This is a genomic window from Nocardia sp. NBC_01503 (assembly GCF_036327755.1).
Classification (GTDB): Bacteria; Actinomycetota; Actinomycetes; order Mycobacteriales; family Mycobacteriaceae; genus Nocardia.
Map to the genome: position 1 here is coordinate 2,566,991 of NZ_CP109596.1, position 15,288 is coordinate 2,582,278.

The following is a 15,288-nucleotide window of genomic DNA, read 5'->3' on the forward strand; positions in this document are numbered from 1 at the left end:
AATCTCCTTCTGGGACTTAACCCTTGACCGCACCGGAGGTGAGGCCCTTGATCATGTGACGCTGTAGTGCGAGGAAGACGATGAGGATGGGGAGCATGGTGAGCAGGGTTCCGGCCATGACCGGACCCCAGTTGGTGACGCTCGGGTTCTCGGTGTTCTGCAGCAGGGTGAGGCCGACGGGCAGCGTGGCGACATTCGGGCCGTCTGCCATGAGGAACGGCCACAGGTATTCGTTCCACTCGTTGACCAGTGTGATCACCGCGAAGGCCACCATGGTCGGCCCGGACATGGGCAGCACCACGCGGGTCAGCAGCCGCCACCAGCGCGCGCCGTCCATGCGTGCCGCTTCGATGACTTCGGCGGGCAGGGACAGGAAATGGTTGCGCATCAGGAAGGTGCCGAAGGCGACCCCGCACAGCGGGATGATGATGCCCTGCAGAGTATTTCGCCAGCCGAGCTGCGCGACCAGTGCGTAGTTGGAGATGACGGTGATCTGATTGGGCACCATGAGCGCCGCGATGATCACCAGGAACACCACGTTCTTGCCGGGGAACCGCAGGAAGACCAGACCGTACGCGCTGAGCACGCCGAGAACGAATTTCACCGATGCCACCGTCAGGGTGACGATCACCGAATTCCGCAGGAACGTCCAGAACGGCAGGGTGGTGGTGGCCTCGCTGTAGTTCTCCGCATGCCAGGTGCGCGGCCAGTACACCGCCGGCTGCACGTAGATATCGCCGCGGGTCTTGAACGAGGTGATGAGCAGCCAGAACAGCGGCACCCCGATGACGATCAGCACGCACACCATGGCCGCGTAGCCGAAAAACTTTGCCCAGAAGGCATTGTCGAGCCGATTGAGCCGGTCGGTCACTGTTCGCCCCGATCCATGATCCGGACCTGGAGCAGCGTGACGATCAGCAGCACCACGAACATGATGGTGGCGACGGTCGCGCCGTAACCGGCCCGGAAGTTGACGAAGGATTCGCGATAGACCTGGACCACCATGGTGGTGGTGCCGGTGCCGAGCGGCCCGCCGCGGGTCATCGAGTAGATGATGTCGAAGACCTGCAGCGAATTCAGCAGCACCGTGATGGAGAGGAAGAAGGTGGTGGGCCGCAGCTGTGGCAGTAGCACCCGGGTGAAGGTGGTCCAGCGGCTCGCGCCGTCGATCTCGGCGGCCTCCATCAGATCGGTCCGAATGCCCTGCAGCGCGGCCAGATAGATGACGAAGGTGTAGCCGATGTTCTTCCACAGGTAGGTGACGGTCACCATGAACAGCGCCCAGTGCGGATCCTGGTAGAAGTCCGGGGCCTTCTCCACGCCGAGTTTGTGCAGTACATCCTGCACCAGGCCGAAGCCGGGATCGAAGATGAATTGGAAGGCCACACCGATGGCCGCGCCGGAGATGACGAACGGGGCGAAGACCGCGGAGCGGACCACATTGCGCCCGAACAGCTTCCGGTCGAGCAGCAGGGCCAGTGCCAAACCCAGCACCATACTGCCCACAACTGCCGCGAGCGTGAATACGACTGTGTTGCTTACAATTTGCCATGAGTCGTCGCGGCCCCACCACTCCTGGTAGTTGGAGAGGCCGACAAAGGTCGACGTGGTGTCGGAGATATTCCAGTCGAAGAACGACAGCCGGATATTGTCGATCAGCGGCCGGTATACGAATACCGAAAGCAACACCAGGTTTGGCGCGACGAGCACAAAGAAGAGCGCGTAGTCCTGCCACGGTCTGCTTCGCCAGCCGCGCCCCGGGGGTTGCGGTAGTACTCGTTCGGGCCTCGATCTCACCCGCGCAGCGTGGCGGTTGCTTGCGACTAGCCGGTAACGACTGGATGCCGCCCGGTTGAATAGTCGGCGCGCGGATGCCACCGACTGTTCACCGGGCGCACCCGCGGGTGGCGCGGACATGAGGCGAATCGTAAGGCTGCCCAGTCTCTTTCAAGACCGAAAACAGAATTTCCAATTTCCAATTCTGTACACCTGACGCACGAACGCCCCGCCCGATACGGGCGAGGCGTTCGAAAGCTCTTGTCGGCCTGGGCCGGAACTATCAGTTCCAGTCACCCCAGCCGTCGCTGGTGCTCAGGGTGCCGCCCGCGGTGTTCTTCACAACCACCGGGTCACCCTTCTTCACATTGTCCATGAACCACTTGGCGTCCTCGGTCGAGACGTTCAGGCAGCCGTGCGAGGAGTTCGACTTACCCTGCTGCGCAACGCTCCACGGCGCGGCGTGCACGAAGATACCGCTGTTGGACATGCGGGTGGCGTACTCGACCTCGAGCTTGTAGCCCTCGGGTGCGGTGGTGGGCACCCCGTAGGTGGAGGAATCCATGATCATCTTGCGATTGCGCTCGCTGACGATATAGGTGCCGTTCGGGGTCTCGTGCCCGGTCTTGCCCATGGAGGTGGGCATGGTCCGGACCACCTCGCCATTGCGGGTGACCACGATTTCGTGGGTGGTGTCGTCGGCGGTGGCGATGAACTCGTCGCCGATCTCGTAGGCGACCTTGGTGCCACCCGCCTCGACGGTGACCTTGGAGCCGGACGGCCAGAACTCCTCGGGCCGCCAGCGCACCTGGCTGTCACCGCGCCAGTAGAAGTGGCCGTCCACCTTGTTGGTGGAGGTGATGCGAATGGATTTCTCGGCGGCGGCGTGATCGCTCACCGGCTCCTTGAAGTTGATGATGACCGGCTGGGCCACACCGACCACGTCACCGTCGCCGGGCGTGATGTTCGGGGCGGTGAAGTTCGAGGGCGGCAGCGGCGAGCTCGCGCCGGGCGCGGTCGGCAGATCGCCTGGGACGGGCTGCGGCATGACGGCGGAGGGCACACCCGGAACTTCCGGGCCGCCCGGCCATAGCGGGGCGGCTGAGGCGGGCGCGGCCACCACGGCTCCGGTCGCCGCGATGGCGGCGAGGGAAATCAGTCCATACCGGGTGATGCGCACAGCTAGGTGTCCTTCCGATCCTTGTTCATACGCAGATCGCGGGCAGAGCTCACCCGCGTTAGGTCCCAACCCCGATTCATTCCTACCTTGCGATCGCGGGCATGCCAATTGGCTTGTGGGAGTTATGCATAGACCGAGGTGAATGTGGCTCGTATCACAGCGGAATGCGAGGCCGAATCGCCGGGGTGTTATCGCCGTTCGCGTCGGCGATTCTCGAAACAGACCGGGTGCTCCGTCTTAACCACGCGGAGGGTGTTCCCAAACCTGGTTGTGATCGAAATCACTGGCGTCACATCACGCTTCGAGCACATCGAAGGTGATGGCGGCATGTGGACCGATCGCGATATTGTGCGGCACCGTCCACGGAGCCCGCCCGCGTGCGAAGCGCGGCGACAACCGCAGGCGCACCGCGGTGAGCAGTGTGGCGAGCACGATTCGCAATTCGTAATCGGCCAGCGCCGCGCCCACGCAGCGCCGATGCCCCCCGCCGAAGGGCGCGAATTCGAATGGGCTGTAGCGCCGTTCGAGAAACCGTTCGGGCCGGAACGACTGTGGCTCGGTCCACACTTCGGGGTCGGAGTGCAACAGCTGGACCGAGAGCCCCATGGTGTCCCCCGCCACCAAGGGCACCCCGCGCAGCTCGAAATCACCGGTGAGCCTGCGCAATACGATCGGCACCGGTGTATGCAGCCGCAGCGTCTCCTGGCAGACCGCGTCCAGATAGGGCAGTTCGGCAAGTTCGACCGGATCGAGATCGCCTCCGGCGGAGTCGAGTTCGGCGCGCAGCCGGGCCAATGCGCCCGGTTCCCTATGTAGCCGGTACAGCGCCCAGACCAGTACCGTCGCGGTGGTCTCATGCCCCGCGACCAGCAGCGTCCGCAGTTGTTCGCGCAGATCGACAGCGCTCATGGCGCTGCCGTCCGTATATCTGGTCTCCATCAGCAGCCCGAGCATGTCCGTTCCGGCGTGCCCGGGTGTTCGTCGCCGGTCGATCTCGGCATCGATGAGCGCGTCCAGTCGAGCGCGCGCCGCGGTGAATCGTTCCCAGCCCGATAGTCCGAACATATTGCGCCGCAAGGCCGGAACCAGAAACAGCGGCCCGCCGAAGGAGGTGAGGAATTCGGTGGTGGCCGCGGTGTACTCGGCCAGCCGGTGCGGTTCCTCGATACCGAATACCGCTGCCAGGATCACCCGTAGTGTCATGGCCCGCGCGGCCGCCCGCGCGTCGATCGTGGTTCCCGGCCGCCAGGGCAGCCCGATGCGGTCGCCGTTCAACTCGGCGCGCGTGGCATCGCGAATGATATTGCCGTAGGCGCTGATCCGATTCCGGTGGAATGCCGGCGCCAGCACCGCCCGCTCCTTCCTATGCCGCTCCCCGCGCGCCAGGATGAGCGAGGCCGGCCCGACCATGGGCTCGATGGGATTGGGCAGCGGAGGTTCCAGCAATCGCACCGGGGCCCGGAAGATTTCGCGGGCGCCGGCCGGGGTGCCGGTGAAGACCGCGGAGCCGAAATCGGGGAAGCGCATGAGGAAGGGGTCGCCGTCCCGTCCGCGCCGCCAGCCGAAGTAGCGCTCCAGATCGACTCCGGCGGCGAGCGCGTGCAGCAGCATCGGCCGCGGCTCGCGCAGCCGCGTTCGCGGAGTGGCCGATCCCGCGGCGGTACTCATACTGTTCTATACGTTTTCACTACCGGCTCCGGTTCGAGGCGGGTTGACGAGTGGCCTTTGAGTCGACGACTGTCGTATACGTCGTGTATGCATGGGCATTGAAGTCAAAGCTTGATGTTTCTAAATTTAGGACAGATTCGTGTTGCGTCAGCAGATCTCCGCCCGGATTGCCGCCCCGGCCGTCTCCGCCGCCGCCCTGCTGCTCGCGGGCTGCGGCTCCACCATCACCGGTACACCCGTCGCGGCCCCGCCCGGACTCGATTCGGCGGTCACCACCACGAGCGCCAAGCCCTCGGGGAAGCCGAGTCCGGGTCGGCCGACCACGACCACCACCCCCGCCGACAAGGGTGGCGATACCGACTTCCAGGCCAGCATCGGCGACTGCGTGAAGCTCGGCGGCACCACCGAGAACGCCACCATCCACAAGGCCACCTGCGGGAGCAAGGACTCCAACTACAAGGTGGTGGCCAAGGCGCCCACCAACTCCCAGTGCCCGACCGATGTGGATCAGGCCTACTACGAGACCATGGCGGGTATCGAGACCGGCGCCATCTGCCTCGATATCGACTGGGTGATCAACGACTGCCTGGATCTGGGGGTCAAGGGCAGCGGCAGCGATCCCAAGCGCATCGACTGCTCCACCCCGGGCGCGGCCAATGGGGTGAAGGTGCTGGCGATCATGAAGAACAGCACCAGCGTCGACGAATGCTCCGATGGTGACTCGGGTTTCGTCTATGACGAGCGCAAGATCGTCATCTGCGTCAATACGTTGTAGCCCGCGGTGACGCGGTAGCACCCGGTAATACAGAACGGGGCGGTGATCCATCGGATCACCGCCCCGTTCGATAGTTTCGGTACTCAGATCGGGTAGTACCCCGCACCGGCGCCGCCGTGCGCGTTCAGGTCCGCCATGATCGAGGACATATTGGTCCCGACCTCGGGCCCGAAGCAGGCCAGGGCCAGATACGCGTTGACCATGCCGACGAGGGTGGTGCCGACGACGACCGGCGCACCGGAATCGCCCTCCACCACGCACATCTGGCTCCAGGTCTCGACATTGCTGGCGAAGACGTCACCCCAGGAGAGTCCGCAGGTATTGCCGGTGGTGCGGCCTTCCTTGCAGACGATCATCGGGAAGTTCGGCGGCCCGCCGAGTCCGGTGATGGTGACATTGCCGATGTGGTTGACCGGAATGACACGGTCCCCGAAGAACTCGATGACCGCGTAGTCCAGGTCATGGTTCGAGTAGACGAATTTGCCGATCTGTCCTGCGCCCCGGTCCTTTTCGGCCCAGACCTTCGCACCCGGGTCACCGCAGTGTCCCGCGGTGAGGCCGACCAACCGCCCGGCGCTGTCGTGGCCGATCGTGGTGACGGTGCACTCGAACATGTCGTCGATGATGATGCCGGAGCCACCACCGATGACTGCCGGTGCGGGGTCGGCATTCGCTGCCCCGGCGCCGAGCAGCGCGGTACTCAGGGCTACAGCGAAGGCGCCGGCCACACCGGCGAGTTTCCTGAACATGTCCCTCCAGACGTCGGAAGCCGCTCGAGTCAAGCTGCGGAACTCATCCTGTCAGTATTCGCGCCCGGAGGCTGCTTGTACTGCCACATGTTGCCGAGCCGTGTCCTGCTCGTCTTCCGGCGCTATACCGAGTTGGATACGAGTTATGGATTTAATGCATAACTCGTCGCGATTTCCGATAAATTCTCTCCCATTAATTCTTACCTGTTAGAGCTTCACTTCTCTTGAAATCGCTCGGACCGAAGTCGGAAATTAGAACAAGTTCTAGATGTCTGCCTGGTTCTTTGGGTCGTAAACCGGCTGTGATCTGCCTGTTCACGTCGATTCAGAGAAAGTGATCTGCCTCTATGACCGGAACCACAACGACTGGTGTGTTTTTCCTAACTCCGTAGTAAGGTGCGTCAAGCAAACAGTCGCCGGAGGTTGGGTATCCCGGCGTCGAGAGGGGTAGTCAGTGCAGTTGACCAAGAGTCTGAGTGGGCCGGGGAGTCCCACGGAGTCACGGATGAATGCGGCCGTCGACCGGGCCAAGGGTTACTGGCAGGACCATCCCAAACGGTCGCTCGAGACCGGCGGCCGAATGATGGCCATGGGCGTGTCCGCGGTCGCCGAGTTGTTCATCGCCATCTTCCGCAAACGATTCCCCTTCGCCGAGTTCGTCCGGCAGTGCGCCTTCATGGCGAATGTGGCTGCCGCGCCGACACTTCTGGTCGCCATCCCCATCGGCGTCATCGTCTCCATCCAGGTCGGCTCGGTCGCCGGACAGGTCGGCGCGACCTCGTTCATCGGCGCGGCCAACGGCCTCGGCATCATTCAGCAGGGCGCGCCACTGGTCACCTCGCTCATGATCGCGGGTGCGGTCGGCTCCGCCATCACCGCCGATCTCGGCTCGCGCACCATCCGCGAGGAGATCGACGCCATGAAGGTGATGGGCGTGGACCCCATGCGCCGCCTGGTCGCCCCGCGACTCGGCGCGGCCATGCTGGTCTCGGTATTGCTCTGCGGTTTCGTGGTTTTCGTCGGCTTCCTGACCGGCTATGTCTTCAATATCTTCGCGCAGGGCGGTACCCCCGGTTCCTACGTCGGCACCTTCGCTTCGTTCGCCATCACCACTGATCTGTTTGTGGCGCTGCTGAAGTCACTCATCTTCGGCCTGCTCGCGGCGATCATCGCCTGCGATGCCGGGCTGAACACCCGCGGCGGTCCGGGCGGTGTGGCCAACTCGGTCAACACCGCGGTCGTCATGTCCGCGGTGATGCTCTTCGGTGTGAACCTGATTCTCACTCAGGTCTACAACTCCCTGTTCCCACCACAGATGGTCTGAGTCGTGTCAGCAACGTATGTTCCGCCGCTGCTGCGGCCGCTCCAACGGATCAAGGGTGTGGCCTCCTCACCGCGTGACTTCATCGCGCGCATCGGCCACCAGGTCTTCTTCTTCCTGCGCTCGATCAGCTCGATGCCTTTGGCGTTCAAGCAGTACCCCAAAGAGGTGTGGCGGCTGCTGTCCGATGTCACCTGGGGCAACGGCAATCTCATCGTCGGCGGCGGGACCATCGGCGTGGTGCTCATTCTGTCGGCGTTCGGCGGTATGACCGTCGCCATTCAGGGCTACACCTCGCTGAACCTGCTCGGGCTGAGCCCGTTGACGGGTGCGATCTCCGCCTTCGCCACCACACGTGAGCTCGGACCGATGCTCGCCACGCTCGCATTCGCCGCGCAGGCGGGCTGTCGATTCACCGCGCAACTCGGCGCCATGCGCATCTCCGAGGAGATCGACGCGCTGGAATCGGTTGCCATCCGGCCACTTCCCTATCTGGTGAGCACCCGGATGATCGCCGCCATGGTCGCCATCGTGCCGCTGTACTGCCTGGCACTGCCGTTCGCGTACATCTCCTGCTCGCTCACCGTGCAGTTGATCGGCGGTACCGCGTCCGGGACATTCCAGCACTACTTCTATCAGTTTCTGATACCGCACGATGTGCTGTACTCGCTGCTGAAGGCGATCATCTTCGTCGCGATCACCACGTTCATCCAGTGCTACTACGGGTTTTTCGCCTCCGGCGGCCCGGAGGGCGTGGGTGTCGCGGCGGGCCGGGCGATCAAGTACTGCATCATCGCGGTGGTCTTCGCGGACCTGTTCATCACCTTGGCCATCTGGGGCGTCAACCCCGGCATCCGGATCTCGGGATAGGGGGCGCACAGCATGATCATCGATCCGAGCGGGCGTGGCCCGACCATGCGCCAACTGCTCATCGCGGGTGTCGCCGGGCTCATCGTCTTCGCGCTCATCCTGGGCTTCCTGATGGCGCGGTACAAGGGCTTCTTCATCGAAAAGGTCAATGTCACCGCGAATCTCACCACCACCGGTGACGGCCTGCCCGATAACGCGGATGTGAAATTCCGCGGTGTGCTGGTCGGCGCGGTCAAGAATGTCTCGGTCGCCGCCAAGGGTGAACTGCAGCAGGTACACATCGAGATGAAGCCGGAGTACACCGACGGCATCCCCGCGAATGTGACCGCCCGCGTGGTGCCCTCGAACCTGTTCGCCGTCACCTCGGTGGAGCTGGTCTACAACGGGACCGACAGCCAGCACCTCAAAGAGGGCTCGCAGATCTCCGAGGACCGCTCCAAAGGCACCATCGCACTGCAGGACACGCTCACCACGGTTCGCAATATCCTCGGCAAGATCGATCCGATCCAGTTCGGCCGGGTGCTGGGCACGCTGTCCTACGCGCTCGACGGCTCCGGCCGGATGCCCGGATCCAGCATCGAGCGGGTGGACCGCTGGCTGCAATCCGTAGATGATTCGATTCCGGATCTCGGGGTCATGCTGACCGACTTCTCCAACTCCTTCCGCGCGCTCAACCAGTCCGCACCGGAGTTGATGGGTGTGCTCAGCGAATCGGTGAAGACGGCGCAGACCATCGCCGATCGCCGGACCGAGCTCACCTCGCTGATCTCCGGAACCGCGGTCACCGTGGACAAGGTCAATGCCCTGTTCGCGCGAAACCCCAACGTGGGCAAGGACGTCACCACCGGCACCAGTTCGCTCTTCGGCGCACTGTCGGACAATCCAGATGCCATTCCGCAGGCCATCGCCAATCTGAACACCTCGGTGCGCAGGCTCGCGACCACCTTCCACTGGGGCCCGCAGAAGCAGATGATCTGGAATATGGGGCTGACCTTCACGCCCTATAAGCCGTACACCCGGGACGACTGCCCGCGCTACGGCGAACTGGCCGCCCCGAGCTGCGGTACCGCCCCGCTCGTCTCCGATCCCGGCGCACTGCCGGAGTCCATGCGGCCCAAGGCCCTCGACGCCGCCGCCGGACTGCCGAAACTGCCGCCGCCGGCGGGCTTCCCGATGATTCCGGGTTTGACCGTCGTGGAGCCGACCCCTTCGGACAGCACCACCCCCGCCAATCCCTTCGCGGGCACCCCACTGCAGGGGCTGTTCCCGAATCTCGCGCCGACGGTCCCGGGCGATCAGCCCGCACCGCAGGGTAATCCGCCCGCCGCTCCGGCCGCACAGCAGACGATTCCCTCGGGTGGGACGATCTCCTACCCCGGTGACTCCGCCATTACCGCGCTCCTGGGCCGCCGCCCGTCCGCAGCCGAATACCTGCTGCTGAGCCCGATTCTGAGGGATGGAACCTTGCAAGTGACCGACAGCGAGGCCGGTCGATGAGCATTCGCAAACCGCTGATCGGCTTCGGCATATTCGCGATCGTGTCCGTCCTGGTGACCGCGGTCATCTGGAACACGCTGGCGCGCACCGTGGACGGTTCCACCAACCGCTACACCGCGACCTTCACCGATGTACTCGGCCTGCGCAAGGGCGATGACGTCCGGATGGCCGGTGTGCGCGTCGGCAAGGTCGAGGACATCGAACTGGACAAGGGCAACAAGGCCCTGGTGACCTTCATCGTGCAGCGCGATCAAACGCTGTACGGCGACACCAAGGCGCTGGTGCGCTATCAGAACCTGATCGGCCAGCGCTATATCGCACTGGCGGAACCGGTTCCGGGCAAACCGGTCTCGGGTGTTCACACCGTGCTGAAGAACAACGGGGGTATCCCGGTCGAGCGCACCGAGCCGTCCTTCGACGTCTCCGCGCTGCTCAACGGCTTCCAGCCGCTGTTCCAGGTGCTGCAGCCGGAGCAGGTCAACAACCTCTCCAATACCTTCATCCAGGCATTGCAGGGTGACGGAGTCTCGTTGAGCGCCTTCATCACTCAGGCCGCGCAGCTGGCATCGGACTTCCAGCGCCGCGACGCCATCCTCTCGGATGTGATCACCAATCTCTCCGGTGTCATGTCCGGGCTGGCCAAGCGCGGTGACGAACTGGAAACCCTGGTGACCCAGACCCGTTCGCTGATCGGCGGCCTGTACGCGCAGGGCCAGTCGCTGCAGTCCTCGACCGTACAGATCGCCGACGCCACCTCGGCGCTGGTGAATATGATCGGCCAGATTCAGCCGAAGCTGGTCATGGCACAGAACTCCACCCATGACGCGCTCGCGCTGCTGCTGGCCAACGGCGACAAGCTCGACCAGGCGGCGGTGGATCTGCCCAGCATCCTCACCGATATCGGCAAGTTCACCCAGAACGGCACCTACGCCAACGCGTACGTCTGCAGCCTGGATGTCTCGCTGTACGGAATCCTCTTCCCGCGCGGTCTGTTCTCGCAGATCGGCGGCAACTCCCACTCGGCGGTGTGCCGACCATGATGGCGAAACTCAAGTCCCGCTTCGATTCCAACCGCAATCTGTGGCTCGGTCTGCTCGGCGTGCTGCTCATCGTCGGCCTGCTGGCCGGGTCCACGCTGTACCGGCAGATCGGTATCGGCGAGAAGACCATCAAGGCCGAATTCGTGCAGACCGCGGGCATCAAGACCGGTGACAAGGTCGCGGTCTCCGGTGTCTCGGTCGGCCGGGTCTCCGGCGCCGAACTCGAGGGCGACCATGTGATGGTCTCGCTCTCGGTGAGCGACGATGTGAAGCTCGGCCCGGACGCCAAGGCGTCGATCAAGATGGCGACCCTGCTCGGCGCTCGCTTCGTCGACCTGATTCCGGGTGACGGTTCGGGCCTGAAGAACAATCGAATTCCCAAGTCCAACACCTCGGTTCCCTACAACCTGGCCGATGTGGTGCAGGAGGGCACGCCGAAGTTCGAGGAACTCGACACCAAGAAGCTCGCGGATTCACTCAATCTGATCAATCAACAGATGGGTGACACCCCGCAGCTCACCGTGCAGGCACTGGATTCGGTCGGCGCGCTGGCCAAGACCATGAACGACCGCAAGGACGAGGTCGACCAGCTGCTCAAGGATCTGGACCGGGTCACCCGCATCCTCGGCGACAACCGCAACAGCGTGCTGCTGGTCATCACCCAGGGCGAGGCCATCGCCAATCGAGTGATGGAACGCCAGACCCTGCTGCGTTCGCTGCTGGACAATATCGCCACCCTGAGCAGCCAGTTGCAGCAGATCGGCGCGCAGAACGACAACCAGTTCGGGCCCACGCTGATCCAGCTCAACACCATGGCCGACGGCCTGCAGAAGAACAAGGACAACCTGGATCGGCTGCTGTCGATCATGCCGGTATCGGTGCGTACGTTCAACAACGCCTTCGGCAATGGCAACTACGGCGAGGTCGGACTGCCGTGGCTGTTCCCGGACAACTGGTTGTGCTTCGCCCAAGTGATCGAGGGGTGCCACCAATGAACCCGGCCAAGTACACGCGAATCGCCAAGGCGGCGTTGATCGGTGCGGTCGCGCTCGCGGTCGGCAGTTGTTCGCTGGTGCCGCTCGGGGTGAAGGACGCGGTCGGGCAGACCCAGCACTTCACCGCCGACTTCCTCAATATCGCGGGCATGTTCGAGGGCAACCCGATCACCGTGCTCGGGCTCGATGTCGGCAAGGTCGACAAGATCGTGCCCAAGGGGCAGTACGTCGAGGTGCACATGACGGTGGACGCCGGCGTGGACATTCCGAAGAACGTGCAGGCGGCGCTGATCTCGCCGTCCATCGTGACCGACCGGCATATCGAGCTGACCCCGCGCTACACCGGCGGGGACAAGCTGAAGGACGGTGCGCACCTGACCACCCAGCAGACCAAGACCCCGGTCGAGCTGGACACCATGATCAAGACCATCGACACCTTCGCCGCGGCGCTCAAACCGCAGGACGGGGCGGACGGTCTCGGACCGCTCTCGGGCCGAGTGCTGTATCCGATGATGAACGGCAACGGCGAGAAGATGCGCGATGTGCTCAACTCGCTCTCGGGTGCGCTGAAGGTCGGTGTGGACAATAAGGACGCCGTCTCCACCATCATCATCAAGCTGAACGAATTGACCACCATGCTGGCCGACAACGACCAGTCGGTACGGGACTTCAGCAATCGGATGACCCAGATGTCCGGGCTGCTCGCCGAGCAGGCTCCGGGCCTGCAGGCCACCCTCGATCAGCTGAACTCCTTCCTGGCCAACACCAGTGGCGCGTTCTCGCAGTACTCCGATCAGCTCAACGGCACGCTCACCGGTCTCACCAATGTGACCAACCAGCTGCGCGCCAACTCCGCCGGCGTCGTCGAAATCGTCGACACCGCACCGCTGCTCATGCAGAACCTGGACCGCTCGGTCAACCGCCAGGGTCAGTTCATCCGCCTGCACGCCGTGCTCGGCACCGTACTGTCCGGCGAGATCATCAGCCTGTTCTGCGAACGCATCCAGATGAAGGCGGACGGTTGTCGCACCGGCAAGGTGGAGGACCTCGGCCCCGACCTCGGACTGATGGCGGCAATGTTGGGAATGACGAAATGACCAAGCGAACCCGGCGCAGCGCCGTCGCGGTGGCGGTGGCGGCAGCCACCCTCGCGGTCTCCGGCTGCGGCCTGACCGTCGAGAGCCTGCCGCTGCCCAAACCCGGTGCGGGCGACAAGACCTATACGATCCACGCCGTCTTCGACAATGCGCTGAACCTGCCAGACCAGGCCAAGGTCAAGATCGGCGGCTCCGACGTCGGCGTCGTCACCAAGATCTCGACCAAGAATTTCAAGGCCAATGTCGACCTGGCCATCCGCACCGATATCGAACTGCCCGCGGACAGTACGGCCGAACTGCGGCAGGCCACCCCGCTCGGTGACGTCTTCGTCGCGGTCTCCAAGCCCAAGACCGATCAGGGCGCGCAGCTGCTGAAGAACGGTGACACGCTGAAGAACACCTCGGCGGGCGCCACCGTCGAGGAGCTGCTGCTGTCGATCTCCATGCTGTTCAACGGCGGCGGCATCGCCGCGCTCTCCAAGCTCACCTCCGAGATGGACTCCATCGTCGGCGGCAAGGGCCAGACCCTCTCGCACCTGATCACCGAGATGACCGGTGTCGTAGGCAGTCTCAACAACAACAGCCAGCGGGTGGACGGCGTGCTCGCCGGATTCAGCGCGCTGGCCGACACCATCCAGAACAATCACGATCAGCTCGGCCAGGTCGCGGACAGTCTGCCCGGCATGATCGGCGCCATCGCCGAGAACAACCAGGCGCTGGGCGATCTGCTCACCAAGATCTCCACAACCAGTGCCGCCCTGGGTGATTACGCCAACACCACCTCGGCGGATCTGGCCAGCCTGCTCGACAATGTGCATCAGTTGATGGACGCGCTGGCTCGTACCGAGCCGGACTTCGGTCCCATGCTCGATGCCATGCACGACATCCGGCCGTCGGTGGACGCCTCGTTCAAGGGCAATACCCTCGCCGTCGCCGCCACCCTCAGCATGCTCGATATCGGACTGCTCACCGATCCGGCCAACAGCAAGTTCCCGGATCTGCGTGACCTCAACGACTTCGGCGGCAGCATCATCCAGGTGCTGCAGATCATCTACGGCCGGGTCACGGGGGGCCAGCGATGAGTTGGGTGAAGAACCACAAGAACCTGGTATCGAATTCGGCGCTGGTGCTGATTCTGGTCGTCGGCGCGGCGTATCTGGCGATCAGCGTCATGCGGGTCAATCCGCTGCGCGAAACCTACAAGGTGACAGTCGATCTGGATCGATCCGGCGGTTTGCAGGCCGGTAATGACGTGACCCTGCGCGGCTACCGCATCGGCAAGGTCACCGATATCGCGCTCGCCAGCGGCGGTACCGCCATCGCGGCCACCGTCGAGATCGACAAGAAGTACCACATCCCCAGCGACACAGTGGTTTCGGTGGGCGCGCTCTCCGGCGCGGGTGAACAGTTCCTGGACTTCCGGCCCAATACCGACCAGGCCCCGTTCCTCGGCAACGGTTCGATCGTGCAGTTCGACAAGGACCGGGTGAAGACGCCGACCCCCGTGTGGTCGGTGCTGGACAACTCCAGTGAATTGATCTCGCAGATCGATCCGGACAAGTTCTCCGCCATCCTCACCGAACTCGACACCGCGTTGTCCGGTGGACCGGATCAGCTACGATCGCTCATCAACGGCATCAGCCTGGCAACCACCGGCCTGGACAATCTGCTGCCGCAGACCACGAATCTGATCAAGAACCTGCAGACGATCAATGCCACCACCTCGTTGGCGCAGCCGGATCTGGCTACCCTGACGCGTAATTCGAGTGTGTTGTTCCAGCAGTTCAACGATGCCAATGCCGAACTCCAGAAGATCCTGGAGCAGGCGCCCGCACAATTGCAGGCACTCGGCGCGGTGCTCGACAAGACCGCCGATCCGATGACCAGCCTGGCCAGCAACTTCGCGGCCATCACCAAGGCCGCGCAGCTGCGCGCACCGGCACTGCGCGCCCTGTTCCCGGCACTGGTGGTCGGTACCTCCGCCATGGGTGTGCCCGCGCACGACAACGAGTTCTACACCATCGTCGATATCTGGCCGCGGCCCTTCTGCGACTACGTGACGAAGAAGATCCGTCCCGAAGCCGCCACCGAGGGCACACTCTCCAAGTGGGGCAGCTACTGCACCAACGGACAGGCGGATCAGCAGATTCGCGGTTCGGCCAACGCACCCCGGCCGGATGTTCCGAACAACGGCGCGTACCCGCCCGCGGACGCCGATATGAACGAGCGGACTCTGCCGCCGGTGAAGTGAGCCAGGCATACTCGCTGACGAAGACCCCAGCACGGTGCGCCCGCAGCGCACCGGGAAAGTGATCGATAC

At 63.8% G+C, this 15,288-nt stretch carries 14 protein-coding genes; 9 read left to right on the forward strand and 5 right to left on the reverse strand.

The annotated features are described in order from the left end of the window. Positions 1–16: 16 nt before the first annotated feature. The 4 genes from OHB26_RS11535 to OHB26_RS11550 all read right to left on the reverse strand — a co-directional run bounded on the left by OHB26_RS11535 (position 17) and on the right by OHB26_RS11550 (position 4,624). Positions 17–808: a carbohydrate ABC transporter permease gene (locus tag OHB26_RS11535; RefSeq protein ID WP_330185591.1), complete on the reverse strand. Its 792-nt coding sequence runs from the start codon at positions 806–808 to the stop codon at positions 17–19. A 59-nt stretch (positions 809–867) separates the two neighbouring features. After that, complete coding sequence (locus OHB26_RS11540) at positions 868–1,797, reverse strand: carbohydrate ABC transporter permease (RefSeq protein WP_330184172.1); 930 nt, start codon at positions 1,795–1,797, stop codon at positions 868–870. A 262-nt stretch (positions 1,798–2,059) separates the two neighbouring features. After that, a complete protein-coding gene (locus tag OHB26_RS11545; RefSeq protein WP_442942915.1) occupies positions 2,060–2,956 on the reverse strand; it encodes a L,D-transpeptidase in 897 nt (298 codons plus the stop codon). Positions 2,957–3,250: 294 nt separating this feature from the next. Then, positions 3,251–4,624, reverse strand: a complete 1,374-nt coding sequence (locus tag OHB26_RS11550; RefSeq protein ID WP_330184173.1) for a cytochrome P450 — start codon at positions 4,622–4,624, stop codon at positions 3,251–3,253. Positions 4,625–4,763: 139 nt separating this feature from the next. Between OHB26_RS11550 and lppU the strand changes: the two genes are divergently transcribed. Continuing rightward, positions 4,764–5,399 (forward strand): LppU family putative lipoprotein, encoded by a 636-nt coding sequence (gene lppU / locus OHB26_RS11555; protein WP_330184174.1) that lies wholly within the window; start codon positions 4,764–4,766, stop codon positions 5,397–5,399. A gap of 83 nt (positions 5,400–5,482) precedes the next feature. On the opposite strand, the gene OHB26_RS11560 is transcribed toward lppU, so the two are convergent. Beyond that, positions 5,483–6,148, reverse strand: a complete 666-nt coding sequence (locus OHB26_RS11560) for a serine protease (protein WP_330184175.1) — start codon at positions 6,146–6,148, stop codon at positions 5,483–5,485. A gap of 505 nt (positions 6,149–6,653) precedes the next feature. On the opposite strand from OHB26_RS11560, the gene OHB26_RS11565 reads away from it, so the two are divergent. The 8 genes from OHB26_RS11565 to OHB26_RS11600 are packed head-to-tail and all read left to right on the forward strand — an operon-like array spanning position 6,654 to position 15,219. Beyond that, positions 6,654–7,472, forward strand: coding sequence for an MlaE family ABC transporter permease (locus OHB26_RS11565; RefSeq protein ID WP_330184176.1), 819 nt, complete (start codon positions 6,654–6,656; stop codon positions 7,470–7,472). A 3-nt stretch (positions 7,473–7,475) separates the two neighbouring features. Then, positions 7,476–8,339 (forward strand): ABC transporter permease, encoded by an 864-nt coding sequence (locus tag OHB26_RS11570; protein ID WP_330184177.1) that lies wholly within the window; start codon positions 7,476–7,478, stop codon positions 8,337–8,339. Between the two features lie 12 nt (positions 8,340–8,351). Next, positions 8,352–9,836 carry an MlaD family protein gene (locus tag OHB26_RS11575; protein WP_330184178.1) on the forward strand — a complete coding sequence of 495 codons (1,485 nt, stop codon included), beginning with the start codon at positions 8,352–8,354 and terminating at the stop codon, positions 9,834–9,836. Then, a complete protein-coding gene (locus tag OHB26_RS11580; protein ID WP_330184179.1) occupies positions 9,833–10,876 on the forward strand; it encodes an MCE family protein in 1,044 nt (347 codons plus the stop codon). The genes OHB26_RS11575 and OHB26_RS11580 overlap by 4 nt, the downstream gene beginning before the upstream one ends. Continuing rightward, on the forward strand, positions 10,876–11,871 hold the full coding sequence (locus OHB26_RS11585) for an MCE family protein (protein WP_330185593.1): 996 nt from the start codon (positions 10,876–10,878) through the stop codon (positions 11,869–11,871). The genes OHB26_RS11580 and OHB26_RS11585 overlap by 1 nt, the downstream gene beginning before the upstream one ends. Continuing rightward, entirely contained in the window at positions 11,868–12,968 is a 1,101-nt protein-coding gene (locus tag OHB26_RS11590; protein WP_330184180.1) for an MlaD family protein, read from the forward strand. Before OHB26_RS11585 ends, OHB26_RS11590 begins: the two co-directional genes overlap by 4 nt. Then, positions 12,965–14,050, forward strand: a complete 1,086-nt coding sequence (locus tag OHB26_RS11595; protein WP_330184181.1) for an MlaD family protein — start codon at positions 12,965–12,967, stop codon at positions 14,048–14,050. Before OHB26_RS11590 ends, OHB26_RS11595 begins: the two co-directional genes overlap by 4 nt. Next, complete coding sequence (locus OHB26_RS11600) at positions 14,047–15,219, forward strand: MlaD family protein (RefSeq protein WP_330184182.1); 1,173 nt, start codon at positions 14,047–14,049, stop codon at positions 15,217–15,219. Before OHB26_RS11595 ends, OHB26_RS11600 begins: the two co-directional genes overlap by 4 nt. Positions 15,220–15,288: the final 69 nt, after the last annotated feature.